This is a genomic window from Actinoplanes sp. KI2 (assembly GCF_025630775.1).
Lineage (GTDB): Bacteria > Actinomycetota > Actinomycetes > Mycobacteriales > Micromonosporaceae > Actinoplanes.
This window is the reverse complement of sequence record NZ_JAOSZE010000054.1, coordinates 42,040-57,637: the sequence shown is the minus strand read 5'-3', so window position 1 is coordinate 57,637 and position 15,598 is coordinate 42,040. Positions and strand designations below refer to the sequence as shown.

Annotated in this window: 16 protein-coding genes; 6 read left to right on the top strand and 10 right to left on the bottom strand. The window is 71.9% G+C overall.

Translation table 11 applies throughout. From position 1 onward, the window contains the following. Positions 1-97: 97 nt before the first annotated feature. A complete protein-coding gene (locus ODJ79_RS39980) occupies positions 98-1,354 on the top strand; it encodes a hypothetical protein (protein WP_263028916.1) in 1,257 nt (418 codons plus the stop codon). Between the two features lie 3 nt (positions 1,355-1,357). Here ODJ79_RS39980 and ODJ79_RS39975 read toward each other — a convergent pair whose 3' ends face one another. Then, entirely contained in the window at positions 1,358-3,901 is a 2,544-nt protein-coding gene (locus ODJ79_RS39975; protein WP_263028915.1) for a tetratricopeptide repeat protein, read from the bottom strand. Positions 3,902-3,950: 49 nt separating this feature from the next. Between ODJ79_RS39975 and ODJ79_RS39970 the strand changes: the two genes are divergently transcribed. The 3 genes from ODJ79_RS39970 to ODJ79_RS39960 are packed head-to-tail and all read left to right on the top strand — an operon-like array spanning position 3,951 to position 6,676. After that, positions 3,951-5,228 (top strand): CHAT domain-containing protein, encoded by a 1,278-nt coding sequence (locus ODJ79_RS39970; protein WP_263028914.1) that lies wholly within the window; start codon positions 3,951-3,953, stop codon positions 5,226-5,228. 9 nt (positions 5,229-5,237) lie between these two features. After that, positions 5,238-5,594 carry a hypothetical protein gene (locus ODJ79_RS39965; RefSeq protein ID WP_263028913.1) on the top strand — a complete coding sequence of 119 codons (357 nt, stop codon included), beginning with the start codon at positions 5,238-5,240 and terminating at the stop codon, positions 5,592-5,594. A gap of 8 nt (positions 5,595-5,602) precedes the next feature. Next, positions 5,603-6,676, top strand: coding sequence for a hypothetical protein (locus ODJ79_RS39960; RefSeq protein WP_263028912.1), 1,074 nt, complete (start codon positions 5,603-5,605; stop codon positions 6,674-6,676). Here ODJ79_RS39960 and ODJ79_RS39955 read toward each other — a convergent pair. Beyond that, positions 6,637-7,251 (bottom strand): TetR/AcrR family transcriptional regulator, encoded by a 615-nt coding sequence (locus ODJ79_RS39955; protein WP_263028911.1) that lies wholly within the window; start codon positions 7,249-7,251, stop codon positions 6,637-6,639. The genes ODJ79_RS39960 and ODJ79_RS39955 overlap by 40 nt on opposite strands. Positions 7,252-7,388: 137 nt before the next feature. On the opposite strand from ODJ79_RS39955, the gene ODJ79_RS39950 reads away from it, so the two are divergent. Next, entirely contained in the window at positions 7,389-8,978 is a 1,590-nt protein-coding gene (locus ODJ79_RS39950; protein ID WP_263028910.1) for an MDR family MFS transporter, read from the top strand. 89 nt (positions 8,979-9,067) lie between these two features. Here the strand turns inward: ODJ79_RS39950 and ODJ79_RS39945 are convergent, their stop codons facing one another. The 3 genes from ODJ79_RS39945 to ODJ79_RS39935 all read right to left on the bottom strand — a co-directional run bounded on the left by ODJ79_RS39945 (position 9,068) and on the right by ODJ79_RS39935 (position 10,903). Continuing rightward, positions 9,068-9,829, bottom strand: a complete 762-nt coding sequence (locus ODJ79_RS39945; protein ID WP_263028909.1) for a class I SAM-dependent methyltransferase — start codon at positions 9,827-9,829, stop codon at positions 9,068-9,070. A gap of 97 nt (positions 9,830-9,926) precedes the next feature. Beyond that, positions 9,927-10,349 carry a DUF3052 domain-containing protein gene (locus tag ODJ79_RS39940; RefSeq protein ID WP_263028908.1) on the bottom strand — a complete coding sequence of 141 codons (423 nt, stop codon included), beginning with the start codon at positions 10,347-10,349 and terminating at the stop codon, positions 9,927-9,929. 83 nt (positions 10,350-10,432) lie between these two features. Continuing rightward, positions 10,433-10,903: a hypothetical protein gene (locus tag ODJ79_RS39935; RefSeq protein ID WP_263028907.1), complete on the bottom strand. Its 471-nt coding sequence runs from the start codon at positions 10,901-10,903 to the stop codon at positions 10,433-10,435. A 106-nt stretch (positions 10,904-11,009) separates the two neighbouring features. Between ODJ79_RS39935 and ODJ79_RS39930 the strand changes: the two genes are divergently transcribed. Further along, positions 11,010-11,360: a hypothetical protein gene (locus tag ODJ79_RS39930; protein WP_263028906.1), complete on the top strand. Its 351-nt coding sequence runs from the start codon at positions 11,010-11,012 to the stop codon at positions 11,358-11,360. 15 nt (positions 11,361-11,375) lie between these two features. On the opposite strand, the gene ODJ79_RS39925 is transcribed toward ODJ79_RS39930, so the two are convergent. From ODJ79_RS39925 to ODJ79_RS39905, 5 genes are read right to left on the bottom strand one after another with little or no spacing between them, the layout of a single operon-like run. After that, positions 11,376-11,954 (bottom strand): TetR/AcrR family transcriptional regulator, encoded by a 579-nt coding sequence (locus ODJ79_RS39925; protein WP_263028905.1) that lies wholly within the window; start codon positions 11,952-11,954, stop codon positions 11,376-11,378. A gap of 58 nt (positions 11,955-12,012) precedes the next feature. Beyond that, positions 12,013-12,891, bottom strand: a complete 879-nt coding sequence (locus ODJ79_RS39920) for a hypothetical protein (RefSeq protein ID WP_263028904.1) — start codon at positions 12,889-12,891, stop codon at positions 12,013-12,015. Beyond that, positions 12,888-14,123 carry a cytochrome P450 gene (locus ODJ79_RS39915; protein ID WP_263028903.1) on the bottom strand — a complete coding sequence of 412 codons (1,236 nt, stop codon included), beginning with the start codon at positions 14,121-14,123 and terminating at the stop codon, positions 12,888-12,890. Before ODJ79_RS39915 ends, ODJ79_RS39920 begins: the two co-directional genes overlap by 4 nt. Further along, a complete protein-coding gene (locus ODJ79_RS39910) occupies positions 14,120-14,515 on the bottom strand; it encodes a nuclear transport factor 2 family protein (RefSeq protein WP_263028902.1) in 396 nt (131 codons plus the stop codon). Before ODJ79_RS39910 ends, ODJ79_RS39915 begins: the two co-directional genes overlap by 4 nt. Beyond that, on the bottom strand, positions 14,512-15,591 hold the full coding sequence (locus ODJ79_RS39905; protein WP_263028918.1) for a ketoacyl-ACP synthase III family protein: 1,080 nt from the start codon (positions 15,589-15,591) through the stop codon (positions 14,512-14,514). The genes ODJ79_RS39910 and ODJ79_RS39905 overlap by 4 nt, the downstream gene beginning before the upstream one ends. Between the last annotated feature and the right edge of the window lie 7 nt (positions 15,592-15,598).

The window sequence follows — 15,598 nt, the reverse complement described above, 5'->3', positions numbered from 1 at the left end:
GCTAGTCCTGAGTATCGCGGTCACCGCCGCACCGAAACCGACGCGAATTACGTTGGCGTCTTGGTGCAGCGTGACAGCGACGTCGGAGGTGACGGACATGAACCACGCTCCGCGGACCAGCAGGCGGACCTTGCTGCAGGGAACCGCAGCCGCCATTCTCGGTCCGGCCGCCGCGGCCGCGTTCGGCTCCGAACCGGCCGAGGCCGGCGCGGTCAGGCGGCGCGCAAACGGCTACCCCACCAACCTGTTCGGCAGCACACCGGACGACTACGCGCGAGTCGGGTTGTCCCCGACCTCCTATCACCAGTGGGAAGACGGCTTTCGCACCGCCGCCGTCAACACCGACCCCGACGCGTACGAATGGTGGTATGCCGAGTTCACCGGGGACGACGGCACCGTCGTCTGCCTCACCCTGCAGACCAGACCCGGCAACGGCTTCGAGCCCGACACCACCGAAGCCGACCGCCGCCCCGGCGTCAGCCTCGTCGTCACCGACCCCGACGGCACCAACCACCACCTGAGCAAGACCTACACCTGGGACGACTTCACCGCCCGCACCGACCACTGCGACGTACGCGTCGGCCCGTTCACCTGCACCGGCAACCTCGACACCTACCGTATTCAGGGCACCGACGGCCACCTCGCCATCGACCTCACCCTGACCAGCCTGGTGCGGCCGTTCCGGCCCGGGACCGGCTTCCGCTTCCTCAACGGCACCAGCAAGTACCACGCCTGGTTCGCGGCCGTACCCGCCGGCAACGCCAAGGGCACCGTCACCGTGCACGGCAGGCGGCGGCGGTTCACCGGCCGGGGCCATCACGACCACAAGTGGGGCAACATCTCCTTCGCCCACTTCGTCGACCACTGGCGCTGGGGCCGCGGCCGGGTCGACCAGTACGCCGTCGTCGGTGTCGACTTCCACCTGCGCCCCGAATTCGGCGCCACGTACCAGCCGATCCTGCTGGTCGACGACACCTCGACCGGCAAACGGCTGATCTCCTCCGTCGATCCGCAGGCGATCCGGGCCACCGAGTCCGAGCCGCGGCCGCACCCCGACCCGGACTACCCGAGGCACTACTACGCCACGGTGGACTGGCGATACACCAACGGCACCGGCAACTCCCGGGTCACCATGACCGACACCGAGAAGGTGCTCGAGGCCCGGCACTACCTCACCGACCCCAGCCCGGCCCAGCAAGCCACTCTCGCCCAGCTCGGCATCGACCAGGTCTGGCACACCCGCTACGACGCCACGCTCTCGTTCAACTCCGCTGCCGCGAGTCGCATCGCCGCCGTTGCCTCCGTGTGCACACTGGAGAACGTCCAGTTCAGTATGGACAGTTCGCCGCCGTAGGGATCACCGGAGCAGGCGGCTCGGGTCGTCCGGCGGCGTCGACAGCTGCGGCTGGAGGCGTTCGGCGGCGCGCCGGAAGCGGTCGGTGAGGTCGGCGCGATCGAGCGACGCCAGGTCGCGGATGCCGCGATCCCGTTCGAGGACCTCCGTGAGCAGCAGGGAACGGCCCCTTTCCAGCGCGAGGACGGCCTGCTCCCCGCGGGCGCCGCGGGTGTGCGCGTACGCCGTGTCGGCCGCGACGCCACCCATGGCGGTCAGCCATGACTCCTGGTGTGCGCGGGTGAGCTGGATGGACACCAGGGTTTCCAGCCCGCTCAGCGCCAGCTCGCCGCCCTCCGCCGACTCGCTCCACCGCCCCAGCCGGGCGGCCATGTGACTCCAGACGTACCCGGCGATGACGGCGCCCTCGGGCAGCCCGGTCAGCCCGCGCCGGGCGGCCGAGCGGCTGTGCGCGGCCGCCGCGTCGGCGTCGGCACGGTCGCCGGAGCCGAGGGACCGGACCCAGAGCGCGGTCGCCAGCGCCGACTCGATGGCCACCCGGTCCGGTGCCTCCGGCGCCGTCGCCGCCAGCGCGGCCTCCGCACGCCCGACGGCCTCGACGAGATCGTCGCCGTGGCCGGGTTCCCGGCCGCGTAGCAGGAGGTCGCCGGACAGGGCACTGAGCGCATTGCCGTAGTAGGGCGAGTCCGCGGCCAGCGTGGACAGCGCCGCTCGGTGCCTGGTGACGGCGCGATCGATGTCGCGGCCGTCGCCGGTCAGCTGATAGCGGGTGCGCAGCGCGTTGCCGAGGTTCAGCAGCGTGATCGGCCGTTTCGGTGATCCGTCGGCGCGCAGAGCCACCGCCTCGTCGTACATGGCGATCACCCGGTCCAGGTCGTCGGTCCCGGGTCCCTGCCGCCTGCGCGCGCTCAGCGCGTTCGCCAGGTTCTCCAACCGGTCGCCGCGTTCGGCCGCTCCGGCCGGCGTGGCGGCGAGGGCCGCGTCGAGCGTCTCGATCGCCGCGTCGGCGTCCGCGAGGTCGCCGGTCAGGCGGGCCCGCGTGGACAAGGCGGCGCCGAGGTTGGCGACATAGAGGGCGCGGTCGGGCCGGCCGGCCGGGGTCAGGTCGAGGGCTTCGCGGTAGGCATCCACAGCGGAGTCGAGGTCGTGCGGATCGCCGGTGAGCCGATGCCGGCTCTGCAGTGTCCGGCCGAAAGCGTTGAGGCGATCGGCGTGCTGCCGGCTCCCGGCCAGCGCCTCCCGGTGGGCGTCGAGAGCCTCCGCCAACGCGGCCGGGTCGCCGCGGCGTTCGAACCGGTCGCGCAGCAGGGCGCCGAGGTCGCTGAGAAGGGAGGCCCGCTCGGCGTCGCCGGCCGGCATGGCCGCCACCGCATCGCGTGCGGCGTCCACGGCAGCCTCGAGGCCCTCGTCGTCGCCCGTCGCCTCGTATCGCAACTGCAGGATGGCGGCGTGGTTCAGGCGCAGTACGGGCGCGACCGTCCCGCCAGGTGCCGCCGCCACGGCCTGACTCAGTGCCGCGACCGCCTCGGTCAGGTCGGCCGGGTCGCCGCGGAGCCGGTATCGCCCGGCCAGCGAGGCGCCGAGGCCGGTGAGCAGGCCGGCACTCGGCGACCCGAACAGCGCCGCCACGGTGACCGCCGCGCCATGGCTGGTGACGGCTGCGTCCAGGTCGGCCGGGTTTCCGGTCCGCTGGTATCGGGTGCGCAGCGAGATGCCCAGCCGCTTGGCCGTCTCGACCTCCGGCCGGGCCGGCGACGCCGCGTCCAGGGCGGCCGTGTCGACCCGGATCGCCCGGTCGAGGTCGTCCGGGTCGCCGGTCAGCTGGTAGCGGTCGAGCAACTCCACGGCGAGGTCGTTCGCCACCCGCCTCCAGGAGGCGACGGCGGCGGGCCCTCGCCCGGCGACGGTGTTGTGCGCCGCGATCGCCCGGTCCAGGTCGCGCGCGGCACCGCCGTGCCGGAACCGCTGGTAGAGGGCCCGGCCGTAGTTGTCCAGGGCCACCGACTCGTCCCCGGTTCCGGCCTCGGCCAGGTTCGAGGCGGCGAGGGCAAGCTCCACGGCACGCTCGAGGTCGCCCGTGCCCGCCGCGGCGCCCGGGTGCAGCCGGCGGCGCAGGAACGCGGTGGCCGCGTTGTTGTAGATGGCCGCCTGCGCCGACCGGTCGGCGAGGAGCGTTGCGGGGTGGTTGACCAGGTACCCGTACGCGTCGACCAGGCGGTGCAGCGCCGCCACGTCGTCGGTGGCCGAGTACTGCTCGTCGGCCTCGCGAGCGGTCGCCAGCAGGGACTCGAAGCGTTCCGCGGCTCCCTCGACCAGCTCGTGGAAGGCCGCCGGGATGCCCACCTCGCGGCAGCGGCGCAGCACGCCGCGACATCGTTCGAGGGCGTGCGCCGTACCGAGGTCGCCGGCCGCGCGCGCCGCGGCGAGCCGCCGGACCAGGTCGGCGTCGACGGCAGCGTCGAGAAGGTCGGGGTGGTCCGACACCACCCGGCGCATCTGGTTGGTGTTGCGGGCCGCGAGCAGTGCGGACAGGGCCTCGTGCTCCATACTGACCCAACGTATCGCAGCTGCCATACGTTGGGTCAGGAGCTGGGACATGACCGACGGCGCAAGCCTGGGCGACATCCGGGCCGCACGGGACGAACTCGATGCCGTCATCGAGGAAGTGCGGAAGGTGCCCGGATATGAGCGCTTCCTGGCCGCCCCCACTTTCGACGATGTCGCCCGGGTGACGGCCCCGGTGCCGCTGGTATACCTGGCCGCGGCCGACCCGGGCGGGCTGGCGCTGATCGTCCGGAATGGCGAGGTGACCCACGTACCGCTGGCGGGTTTGACCGCGGAGCGGCTGCGGGACCGGGCGCGCGACCATCTGGCGATCTACGCCGAATACGTCGCCGAGCCGAACGCCGTACGGGATCGATGGGACACGTCGCTCGACGACCTGACCGGCTGGCTGTGGGATGTCGTCATGGGGCCGGTCCTGGACGAGCTCGGCCGAGCCGGCGAGGTGGTGCTGGTCGCCGGTGGCCTGCTCGGCCTGCTGCCGCTGCACGCCGCCTGGACGCCGGACGGTGATACGCCCACCGGGCGGCGGTACGTGCTGGACACCGTCGCCGTGTCGTACGCACCGAACGCGCGGTCGCTGGAGGCGGCGCGGCAGCTGGCCGCCGAGGTGACACCGAGCCGCCTCCTCGCCGTGGCCGAACCGTGGCCGGTGCCGGCCGCCCGACTGCCGATGGCACGCGGTGAGGCGATGGTGGCGGCCGCGGCGTTTCCGGCGGCCCCGACGGTGCTCACCGGTGCCGAGGCCACCTGCCTGTCGTTCGAGTGGAAAGCACCGCAGGCCGACGTTCTCCACCTCGCCTGCCACGGTTTCGCCGAGCTGGGCAGCCCGCTCGACAGCGGCCTGCTGCTGGCCGGTGGGCGGGTCACCCTGCGGCGGCTGATGGAGCTGCCGTTACGCGTACGGCTGGCGGTCCTGTCGGCGTGTGAGACCGCGATGCCCGGCACCGATCTGCCCGACGAGGTGGTCGCCCTGCCCACCGGGCTTCTGCAGGCCGGCGTCGCCGGAGTCGTGGCCTCCCAGTGGGCGGTGCCCGACCGGGCGACGGCGATGCTGATGGCGGAGTTCTACGGCCGTTGGTGGTGGGACCGGCTGGCGCCGGCGGCGGCCCTGCGAGCCGCGCAACGGTGGCTACGTGACACCACCAACGCCGAGAAGCGCCGCCACTTCGCGGCCGCCGGCGAGCGGCCCGGCTGGCTGCCGCCGGATGTGGCGGACCGGTTCCTCGGATGGCTCGACCTGGTCTCGGCCGACAAGCGCAGCCACAGCAGGATCCACGCCTGGGGAGCTTTCGCGCATGTCGGGGCGTGAGGAGGGACCATGACCGAAGAGGAGCTCCGCGACCTCGCCGAACGGATCCGCGGGGAGCTGCCGGCGATGATCGCCGACGACAGTGAGCGGGCCGAGGTGGCGGACCGGCTCACCCGGGCGCTGTCCCAGCCGCGGGGGAGCGCCAGGCCGGCCCTGACCGAGGCCCTGCGGTCGCACGAGGCGATCCGCGACCGGCTCGAGCTCGATCAGGACCGGGCGATCACCCTGGCCGGCGACTCACAGGGCGTGATCGGTGTCCTGTTCGCCTGCCCCCGCCGGGACTACTCGGTGGTGCGCGACAGACCGACCGACGAGGTGTTGCTGTGCCCGAATGACGGCTCCGTCCTCGACCGAATCACCGGTTAGGCGCCGCGATGCTCGGGGCATTCTGGTCCGGACTCGGGGGCGAGCTCGCCAAGCAGTGGATGGTCCGCATCCTGACCCCGGCGTTCGCGTTCTGGGCCGGCGGGCTGGCGGCCGTGTGGTGGCACCAGCACCGATCGGGAGTCCACCGGCACGGCTGGCAGGCCGAGCTGTCCGCGACGGTCGCGTGGCTGCACCGGCTCCCCGCCGCTGCGCAGATCCTGCTTCTCGCCGGCGGCCTGCTCCTGGTGGCGGTCTCGGCGATCGCGGCCGAGCGGCTGACGCTGCCCCTGCTGCGCCTTCTCGAGGGCTACTGGTCGCGCCCGCGGTGGTTGCGCGACCGGCTGATCGCCCACCGCCGGCGGCGCTACCGGTACTGGCGGGAGCGCGTCGACACGCTCAACCTCCGGCAGCGGTTCGGCTCGCTGGACACGGAGGAGTTCCTCGAGCTGAGCGCCCTGGAGCAGGAACCGGCCAGGGACCCCGCCCGGCTGCAGGCGCTGCGACGGCGCCGCATCGACGGGTTCGACCAGCAGATGGCCGCCGACCTCGGGCGCGGGCGGAGGTTCCTGCGCAGTACGCCGGAGCGCGACGCGCTGGGCATGCCCACCCGGCTGGGCGACACGCTGCGCGCGTCCGAGACCCGTCCCGCCGCCAAGTTCGGGCTCGACGCCGTCGTCTGCTGGTACGCGTTGTGGCTGCTGCTGCCGCCCGAGACCAGGACCGAGCTGGTCCAGGCCCGTGCCGCGCTCGACAAGGCGGCGGGGACCTGGCTGTGGGGAGCGCTCTTCCTGGTCTGGACCCCGTGGACGTGGTGGGCCGTCCCGATCGGCATCGTGGTCCCCGCGCTCGCGTACTACGTCGGCATCGTGGCGGCCGCCGGCCTGTTCGGCGAGCTCACCGTCACCGCGTTCGACCTGTACCGATTCCGCCTCTACGACAGCCTCCACCTGCCCCGGCCGACCTCACCCGCGCTGGAGCGGCACCGCGACGGACCGCGCGTCACCAACCTCCTCTGGGGCGGGCTCGATGAACCGGGTCTCGGCTATGTCGATCCGCCGCGCCCGGCCGAGGCCGGCGGGTGAGGGGATCCGCAGGCGCGGAGTACCTCCAGCGATACGACGAGGGCGGCCTCGCGGCGGGTCTGCTCGTCGACGTTCTCGACGGGCATCGCGGCGCTCTGCAGCGTGGCGAGGGCGGCGACGGCTCGGGTGCGGTCGAGCACGGTCGGCGCCGGCCCGGCGAGGGCGTCGATCAGGCGGTGGTGTGACTGCTTGATCTCGCCGCCGGCCGGGAGGTTGACGACCTCGGTGTAGTTCTGCCTGATCAGTTTCGTCAGGTCGCCGCCCCACTGCGCCTGGAGGGCGGCGAAGTCGCGCAGCAGCCTCTCCCGCGCGGCGAGGGTCGGCGTGGTCCCCTCGTACGCATCGAGCAGGCTCTGAACGCCGTCGGTGTAGCCGCGAAGGATCCCGGAGACGATGTCTTCCTTGGTCCGGTAGTGGAAGTAGAGGGCGGCCTTGGTGACGCCGAGCTCCTCGGCGATCTCCCGCAGCGAGGTGGTGGCATAGCCTCGTTCGGCGAACAGGCGCAGGGCCACGGTCAGGATCCGGGCACGGGTGTCCGTGCGCCGGCTGTCTCCGGTCTCGCTCAGGCGGGCCATCTGTGATACCTCCCACCGCCATCATAGATAGCTTGACGCCCGGCTAGCTAATTCCTCTATAGTTTTTTCCTAGCCGGTCGATTAGTTAGTTCGGCTCCGGCGATCAGACGACCGGCAGCAGAGACGAGAGGCCAACCATGGAGGAAACCGCAGCGCCGCCGAAGGTGGCCGAGCCGGCCGGGCTGGGCTTCACCCACCGGCAGATCATGGTGACGATGAGCGGCCTGGTCATCGCCATGCTGCTGGCCATGCTCGACAACATGATCGTGGCCCCCGCGCTGCCGACCATCGTCGGCGACCTCGGCGGCCTCACCCACCTCTCCTGGGTGACCACCGGCTACATCCTGGCGACCACCATCGCCACCCCGATCTGGGGCAAGCTCGGTGATCTCTACGGCCGGCGGACCACGTTCCTCGCCGCCATCGTGCTGTTCCTCGCCGGCTCCGCGCTCTGCGGCATGGCGCACAACATGGCCGAGCTGATCAGCTTCCGGGCCGTTCAGGGCCTCGGCGCCGGCGGCCTCATCGTCGGCGTGCTGTCGATCATCGGCGTGATGATCCCGCCCCGCGAGCGCAGCAAGTACCAGGGCGTCATGATGGCGGTCATGCCGGTCGCCATGATCGGTGGCCCGCTGATCGGCGGCTTCATCACCGACCACCTGTCGTGGCGCTGGGCGTTCTACGTGAACCTGCCGCTCGGCATCATCGCCCTGATCGTCTGCTCGATCACCCTCCGCAAGCTGCCCCGCGGCTCCGGCCACGCGCGGATCGACTGGATCGGCACCGGCCTGCTCGCCGTCTGGATCACCTCGCTGATCCTGATCACCACCTGGGGCGGCACCGAGTACAAGTGGCTCTCGCCCCAGATCATCGGGCTCGCCGTGCTCACCGTCGCCGGCCTGGCCGCGTTCATCATGGTCGAGCGCCGGCAGGCCGAGCCGATCATGCCGCTGCGGGTGTTCAAGAGCCGCAACTTCAGCCTCGCCGGCGGCATCGCGTTCGTCTCCGGCTTCGCCATGTTCGGCGCCGTCGGCTACCTGCCCCAGTTCCAGCAGTTCGTCCAGGGCTCCTCGGCCACCAACAGCGGCCTGCTGCTGATGCCCATGATGATCGCCGTCATGGTGGTCAGCGTCCTGGTCGGCCAGACGATCAGCCGGACCGGCCGCTACCGCATCTTCCCGATCGTCGGCGGCGTCATCGTGGCCGGCGGGATGCTGCTGTTCAGCACGGTCGGCCTCGGCACCTCGACCACCACCACGGCGATCTACATGGTGGTGCTCGGCGCCGGCATGGGCTGCATCATGCAGACCAGCACGCTGATCGCGCAGAACAGCCTGGAGATGCGCGACATGGGCGCGGGCACCGGCGTGTCCACGTTCCTGCGGAACATGGGCAGCTCGCTCGGCGTCTCCATCCTCGGCTCGGTCTACGCCCACCAGCTCACCAGCACCCTGGGCGCGGCCGGCGGCCACGCGTCCGCCTCGGCCTCCTCGTTCACCCCGGCGACGTTGCGCGCCATGCCCGAGGCGGTCCGGCACCTGTTCCAGCAGGCGGTCACCAACGGCATCACCCACCTGTTCGTCTGGGGCAGCCTCGTCGCCGTCGCCGGCTTCGTCATCGCCCTGTTCATCCAGCACGTCCCGCTGCGCGGCGGCAAGCCGGCCGCCGGTGCCGCGCCGGCCACGCCCAGCACCACCCCGGCGCCCGTCGAGCAGCCGGTCGGCTAGTTCCGTGGCGGCGCCGGCAACGGCCGGCGCCGCCACCACAACATGATCAGTGCCTGCTCACCCGAAGCTCGTGGGGCACCTAACGGCGGCTAGTTTGCGGTGGCGGAGGCGATGACCCGTCGGATCCGGTGGCCGAATTCGAGCACTCGCACGCCCTCGTCCTGCAGGGCGCGCAGCGCGGGATCCGTGCCGGGGTCCAGGGCCACGGCCTCCTGCCACAAGGCCGCTTCGACCGCCTGCCAGCCGGGCCGCTCGTCGACCGTGACGTCGACGAACCCCGCCCTGGTCAACCCGGCGCGCAGGTCGACCGACCGCAGCCGGTCCGGCACCCGTTCGTCGCCCCGGTCGACCGGTTCCCAGCAGGTCAGCACCACCCGCCCGGCCGGGGCCAGGACGCGGCGGATCTCCCGGTAGACCGCGTCCGCCGGCTCGGCGAACTGCACGGCGTCGATACACATCACGGCGTCGACCGAGGCGTCGGCCAGTCCGGTCGCGGTCAGCTCACCGACGCGGAACCGCGCCACCCGACCCAGCCGTACGGCATACTCCTGCGCCTGCCGGACCGCCGCCGCGGAGAAGTCGACCCCCACCAGGTCTGCCCCGCTGCGGTGCGCCACCTCCAGACCGTAACCACCGCGGCCACACGCGAGATCCGCCAGCACCTGCCCCGGCGACAACCGCAACGCCGCGGCGACCTCGCCGACCGCTTCCCAGGACAGCAGACTCGTGGACAACAGGTGCGCGGGAAGCCCGAGATGACGTCGCACGAGCTCGTCCTTGACCGGTGACGCCACCATGTCCGTGTACCACTCATCGAAATACTCCGCCGACAGCGGCCGCCCTGTACTCATCGGATCAGTCTCGCAGCCCGGCCGCGTTCGACGGGGTCCGCCCGCCGGGGGCCGAAGCGAGGCGGGTCGTGGCGTACGGGGGACCGGGCGAGACGCGTCACTTGGCTGGTCTGCGGTTTTCGCGGCGGATGACCAGCCGCAGGCCCGACCAGATCTCGTCGATCGCACACACCTTGTTGTCGACCAACCCGGTCGGCAGCGCGACTTCGCGGACGACGTCCTCGGTGACGTCCGTGGGCACCTTCGACGCCCGCTTCGGCCAGGCGACCCAGAAGCCGCCGTCCTGGGCCATGCCGCGTCTGACCTCGTCGAGGCGGGCCAGCAGCTCGTGGCGTTCGGTCACGAACAGCACGATCACGTCGGTCGGCGCGTCGGCGGCCAGGCCGGGCCGGACGACGACCCCGTCGGGCAGGCCGTCGAGTGAGGCCTCGAAGCCGGCCGGCGCGTCGAGCAAGGTGACTCGGTGACCTGGCTTGATACCGAGTTTGCGGTGCAGCGGCGTGCCCGAGTAACCAGCCATGTCATCCCCGCCCCCGCGTTGTCGGATACCCGTGGATCGTAGCCGGGCGGCCGAGGCTGACGCGTACGCCGGGGAGTCTGAGGTCAAAGCGCGTCCAGCAGCAGGACGCCGTCCGGTGCGTAGTAATACTCGCGTACGTGCTGAACCCAGTCTTCGATCGTCGGGTCTTCCGCGTGCGACAGCCAATCGGAAAGGTGTGCGTGCTCGTCGGCGTGCCCGTTCTCCGAGAGCCATCGCAGCGTCTCGTCCCGGCCCGCTCCGAAGATGGCCTGGGCGTCGAAGCCGATGCCCAGGTCCATGTCACCGGTGCGGAACTTCGCGGCGTACAGGCGGCGCGAGTCGGCGGGATCGCCGATCAGGAACAGCAGGAAGGCGGTCAGATAGATCTGCTCGTACTCGTCGCTCGCGCCGTGGTCCGGGCCTTCGCGCCAGATCCTTTCGAGGTCGAAAATCTTCCGCAGCATCGCGTGGTGGGGACGAGGGTCGCCGACGTCCACCATCCGGAGCGCCTCCCGGCGCGAAGCCGGAGTCGACAGGTCCACAGGTTTGGGCACGCGTGCACGGTAGTCCAGCGCGGCTCCTGCCCGCGGGCCGTCCGGAATCAGCCGGCCACGCCTGGCCAGGCATTACCGTCCGTATCTCCAACGGGCCCGGACCGAAGTGGACAGAAACGGTGGAAAACTAGCCGAAAATCTTGACCCGTCCCGGTGCGGTCTCGAGGGAGACGGCCAGTCGGGATGGTGGTGGATCGCCGGTAATCTCATCCGCGACGTCGCCGCGCTCGCCAAGATGGAGCTGCTGCCCTGGGACATGTGGGGTGCGATGCCGGGGCCGGATGAGCCGATCAACGACGTCCTCGCCGAGGCGCTCGACCAGCTCGCCGCGATTACTGCCGACCCGGACACTGCCGCCGACAGTCACGCCGGATACGACGATGAGCGATTCCACGTCCCGATATGCGTTTACAACTTCCTCCGACGGACATACGAACCGGTAGTCGGCGCAAGTTGACGGCGACCGCCGTTGTCAGACCGCCGAGTCGGTCGGCAACTGGTCGAGCACGAACGGGACGATCTGGTCCAGCGGCGCCGTCGACTGGTATGCACGGCAGAGCACCGCCGCGCCCTCCAGGCTCGCCATCATCAGCTTGGCCAGCCGGTCCGCTCGTTCGGCGGGCTCGCCGTACGCCAGCAGCCCGTCCGTCAAGGCGGTCAGCCAGACGTCGTACGCGTTGCGGCAGGCGACGGTCAGCCCCGCCGAGGTGGGCACCGAATCCAGGGTGATGGTGGTGATCGGCAGGCCCTCGATGTAGCCGGAGGAGCGCAGATCGTTCGCGAAGTGCTCGGCCATGGCCTCCACCCAGGCGCGGGCGGTGCCGTGCTCGGCGCGGAACTCGCGGACGAGCCGGTCGAACTCGACGGTCCACTCCGCGATCGCCGCCACGGCTATCTGCTCTTTCCCGCCCGGGAAGAGGAAGTAGACCGACCCGCGCGGTGCGCCGCTGTGCTCGATGATCTGAGCGAGCCCGGTGGCGTGGTACCCCTGCCTGCGCAGCAGCGTGCGGGCGCTGGCGATGATTCGTGCCCGGGTGTCGGACCTTGCCACGGTGCTCCTCTCTCTGCTTTCGATTCGAGCCGCGGGAAACGCCACCGGCGCGATCACCTCACGGCCGCAGCCCGAGCACGAAGTAGCCGGCGAACGTCAGCAGAAGGTACAGCGCGGGCGACGCGGCCGGCCATCGTGGAGCCGCCGTCCGGGCGAACCGCCATCCGGCCGCCAACGGCAGCGCCACGGGTACGACGGCCAACAGCGCCCAGGTCCCCGATCGCCCGGCCAGGGCGACCAGCAGCGCGGCCGAGATCACCGGTGCGGCCAGAGCAGCGCTCGTCGTGCCGGCCAGCCCGAAGACGGTGACGTAGGTGCGTTCGCCGCGCCGCGGGGCTCGGGTGATCTTCTTGGCCAGCTCCAGGTGGACCGAGGCGAGCACGACGATGCCGATCGCGGGCAGGGCGTCGCCGCTCGGGCCGAGGCCGGTGCCGTGCAGGTAGCCGGCGTACAGGTACAGGTGCAGCAGCAACTGTGCCGGGAAGCTCACCAGCAGGCTCAGCACGAGGTTGTCGCCGGAGGGCCAGCGCAGCCGTTGATGGACGGCCACCACCAGCACGCCGTAGCCGAGCTGCGCGGCGAGGATCCCCATGGCCGCCGGGGTGCGGGCATTGAGGGCCAGGGACACCGCCGCGCCGGCCGCGTACAGCACGAGCAGGTCGCCGGTCCGCACGGCGCCGCTGGCCAGGGGGCGGTCCGGGCTGAGCCGGCGGTCGTAGTCGAGGTCGCGGATGTCGTCCAGCGCCCGCATGAGCAGCAGGTTGATCGCGAGGGTCAGCGCGGCGACGGCGGTACCGGCGTCCGGTCTCCAGTGCGGCGCCCGCGGGTCGACGGCGGCGAACAACCCGGTGACGCCGTAGGCCCAGGCGACGGCGAAGAGCGTCGAGGGCAGCGGCGGATAGCTGCCGGCGACGAAGCGGGCCCAGCGAGCGATCATGCGGGAGCCGCCGTGCCGCGCCACCGCACCGGCAGCGTCCACAGCCCACGGATGAACATCTGGCTGCGCCAGTCGAGCTGGGACTCGTCCACGGCGAGCTCCATCCGGCCCAGGTGCGGCAGGATCGCGGCCAGCCCCTCCTGCAGCTCCACGCGGGCGTGCGCGGCGCCGAGGCACATGTGCCGGCCGTGGCCCAGGCCCAGGTGCGGGTTCGGCGTGCGGCCGGGGCGGAACTCGCCGCCGTCGCCGAAGACCTCCGGGTCCCGGTTCGCCGCGTCGGTGAGCGGGACGACGACCTGGCCCGCCCCGATGGTCCGGCCGGCCAGCTCCACCTCCGCGACGGCGACGTGCGGCTGCCCGCCGGTGCCGGCGAACCACACCCAGCGCAGCATCTCCTCGACGAACGGGGGGATCGCCGCCGGGTCCCGGCGCAGCGACTCGGCCAGGTCCGGCCGGCGGAGCAGCTGCAGCACGCACATCGCCAGGTGCGAGGCGGTCGTCTCGCCGCCCGCCATCAGCAGGCCGAACCCGAAGACCGCGATCTCCCGGGTACTGAGCCGGGTCTCCTCGGGCGCCGTCAGCAGGGCGGTGAGCAGGTCGTCGCCGGGGACGCCCGCCTCCATCGCCCGTTCGCGCGCCGTCAACTGGTCGAAGAAGTACTCGTGCATGGCCTGATGAGCGGCCGTCACCTCGTCCGCGGCGAATCGGCCCGCCGACATCATCACCGTCACCCGGGGCAGCAGCCGGTCCAGGTCGCCCGCGGGGATCCCGAGAAGTTCGCAGATCACCTGGTACGGCAGGGGAGTGGTGAACGCGGCGACCAGGTCGACGGTGGACTCCGCCGCGGTGATGTCGTCCAGCAGCCGCTTCGCGATGGCGGCGACGCGCGGCCGGGCCCGTTCGGCGTTGCGCTGGGTGAACCAGGATTGCACCGCGCGCCGCCGTCGGGAGTGCGTGGGTGCATCGCTGGTGACCAGGGCCAGGGCGCTGGACTCCCGGGCGAAGAGGGTGCCGTTGTGCCACTGTTCCCGGCTGAATCTGGGGTCGGCCAGCACGGTCCGGACGTCGGCGTACCTGGTGACCAGCAGCGCCGGCCGGCCGCCGGGCAGTTGCACGGGGACGAGTGGCTCGCCGGCGAACAGGTCCGCGTACTGCGGTGCGAGGTCGATGCCGGGGCGATCGGGGAACGGGTAGTGCGGACACACGCCCGAAGAGGGGGTTAGCACGCTCACCGGATCCACCCCGCGGCCGGCGTCGACGCGATCTCCTGGGCTCCGTGCCAGTACTCGCGGAACTCGGCGCAGCGGCCGTCGTCCGCGAACCGCAGCACCAGACAGCCCGCGGCGGTTCGGGGCGTACCGGTGGCGGGGTCGTGCAGGATGCACCACCACTCGACGCAGGCCCGGTCGGCGCCGCCGACCGGGGCGCCGAACCAGACGACCGGGTCCTTCTGCCGCGACAGCGTCGCCGCCCAGTGCGCGGCGATCGCCTCCTGGCCGACGTGCGGCGGCCCGAACGGCCCCTGATGGTACGAGGCCTGCTCGGTGAAGAGCGCGGCGATCGCCGCGGGATCGCGGTCACGCCAGCCGGCTTCGAGGTCGTCGATCCATCGACTGACGTTCATAGCGTCTCCTTGAGCTTTTCGGGCGCTCCGGTGGCCCAGGCGGGCCGGGCGATGACCTCGACGACGGCGGACGCGAGGGAGACACCCACCCCGTTGCTGATCATGAGGACGTGATCGCCCGGTCCGACCTGGTGCGAGGCCACGAGATGGGTCAGGGCCACCAGGTGATCGCTGACGGTCAGATGGCCCAGGCTGCGCCCGAGCTCGAGCATGCCCCGGGACGGGTCGATGCCGATCGGCCGCAGGACGCTGCGGATGTACCCCTCGCCCCCGGAGAACACGTGGGTGCTGCGGGCGACGTCCGCGGGGCTGATGCCGGCGTCGGCGATGGTGCGCAGGGCGAGTTCCGTGCGGGCGTCGGTCAGCGACTTCTTGGCCGCGGCCGCCGCCTCCGGGAAGCGCCGGGCGAAGCCGGTCAGCCGGCCGGCCACGTCCACCGGCCGATCGAAGGTGAGCGCCGGTGGGAACAGCGGCCCGTCCGGGCGGTTCATCTGCTCCAGTTCGGGCAACGACGCGGAGTTCATCGCCTTGACCCGGGCGAATCCGTCCCGGCGGGACAGCACGACGGCGCTCGCGGCGTCGCCGATGATCGAGCCGCGGTTGGTGTTCGTCCCGGACGCGTAGCGCCACCGGTCGAACCGCGCGACACCGAAGTTGTCCGCCCCGGTGACGAGCGCGGCGACCCGCCCCGGACCTCCGGTCAGGTAGCCGTGCGCCAGTTCCATGCTCGCCAGCACGCCGTTGCAGCCCTGCCGGACCTCCATGGCCGGGATCGTGCCGCCGACGGTGTGCCGCAGGATGTAGTGGTGCGGCGACCAGCCGTCCGGGCCCTGGTCGCCGACCGAGGCGTGGATCAGCAGGGCGATGTCGTCCCGGGCGTGGCCCGAACGGGCCAGCGCCTGGTTCGCCGCGATGACCGCCATCTCGGGTGCCGAGATGTTGCCGGCCACCGCCGCGCCGCTCCAGCCGCTGTTCTTCCAGTCCTGCTCGTCGTACCGGCCCTCGGCGACCGCCCGGTGCGCCGGGAAGGGTTCCGGGACGTAGCTGCCCAGTCCGGCCAGGTACAGGTTCTCCATCCGCACG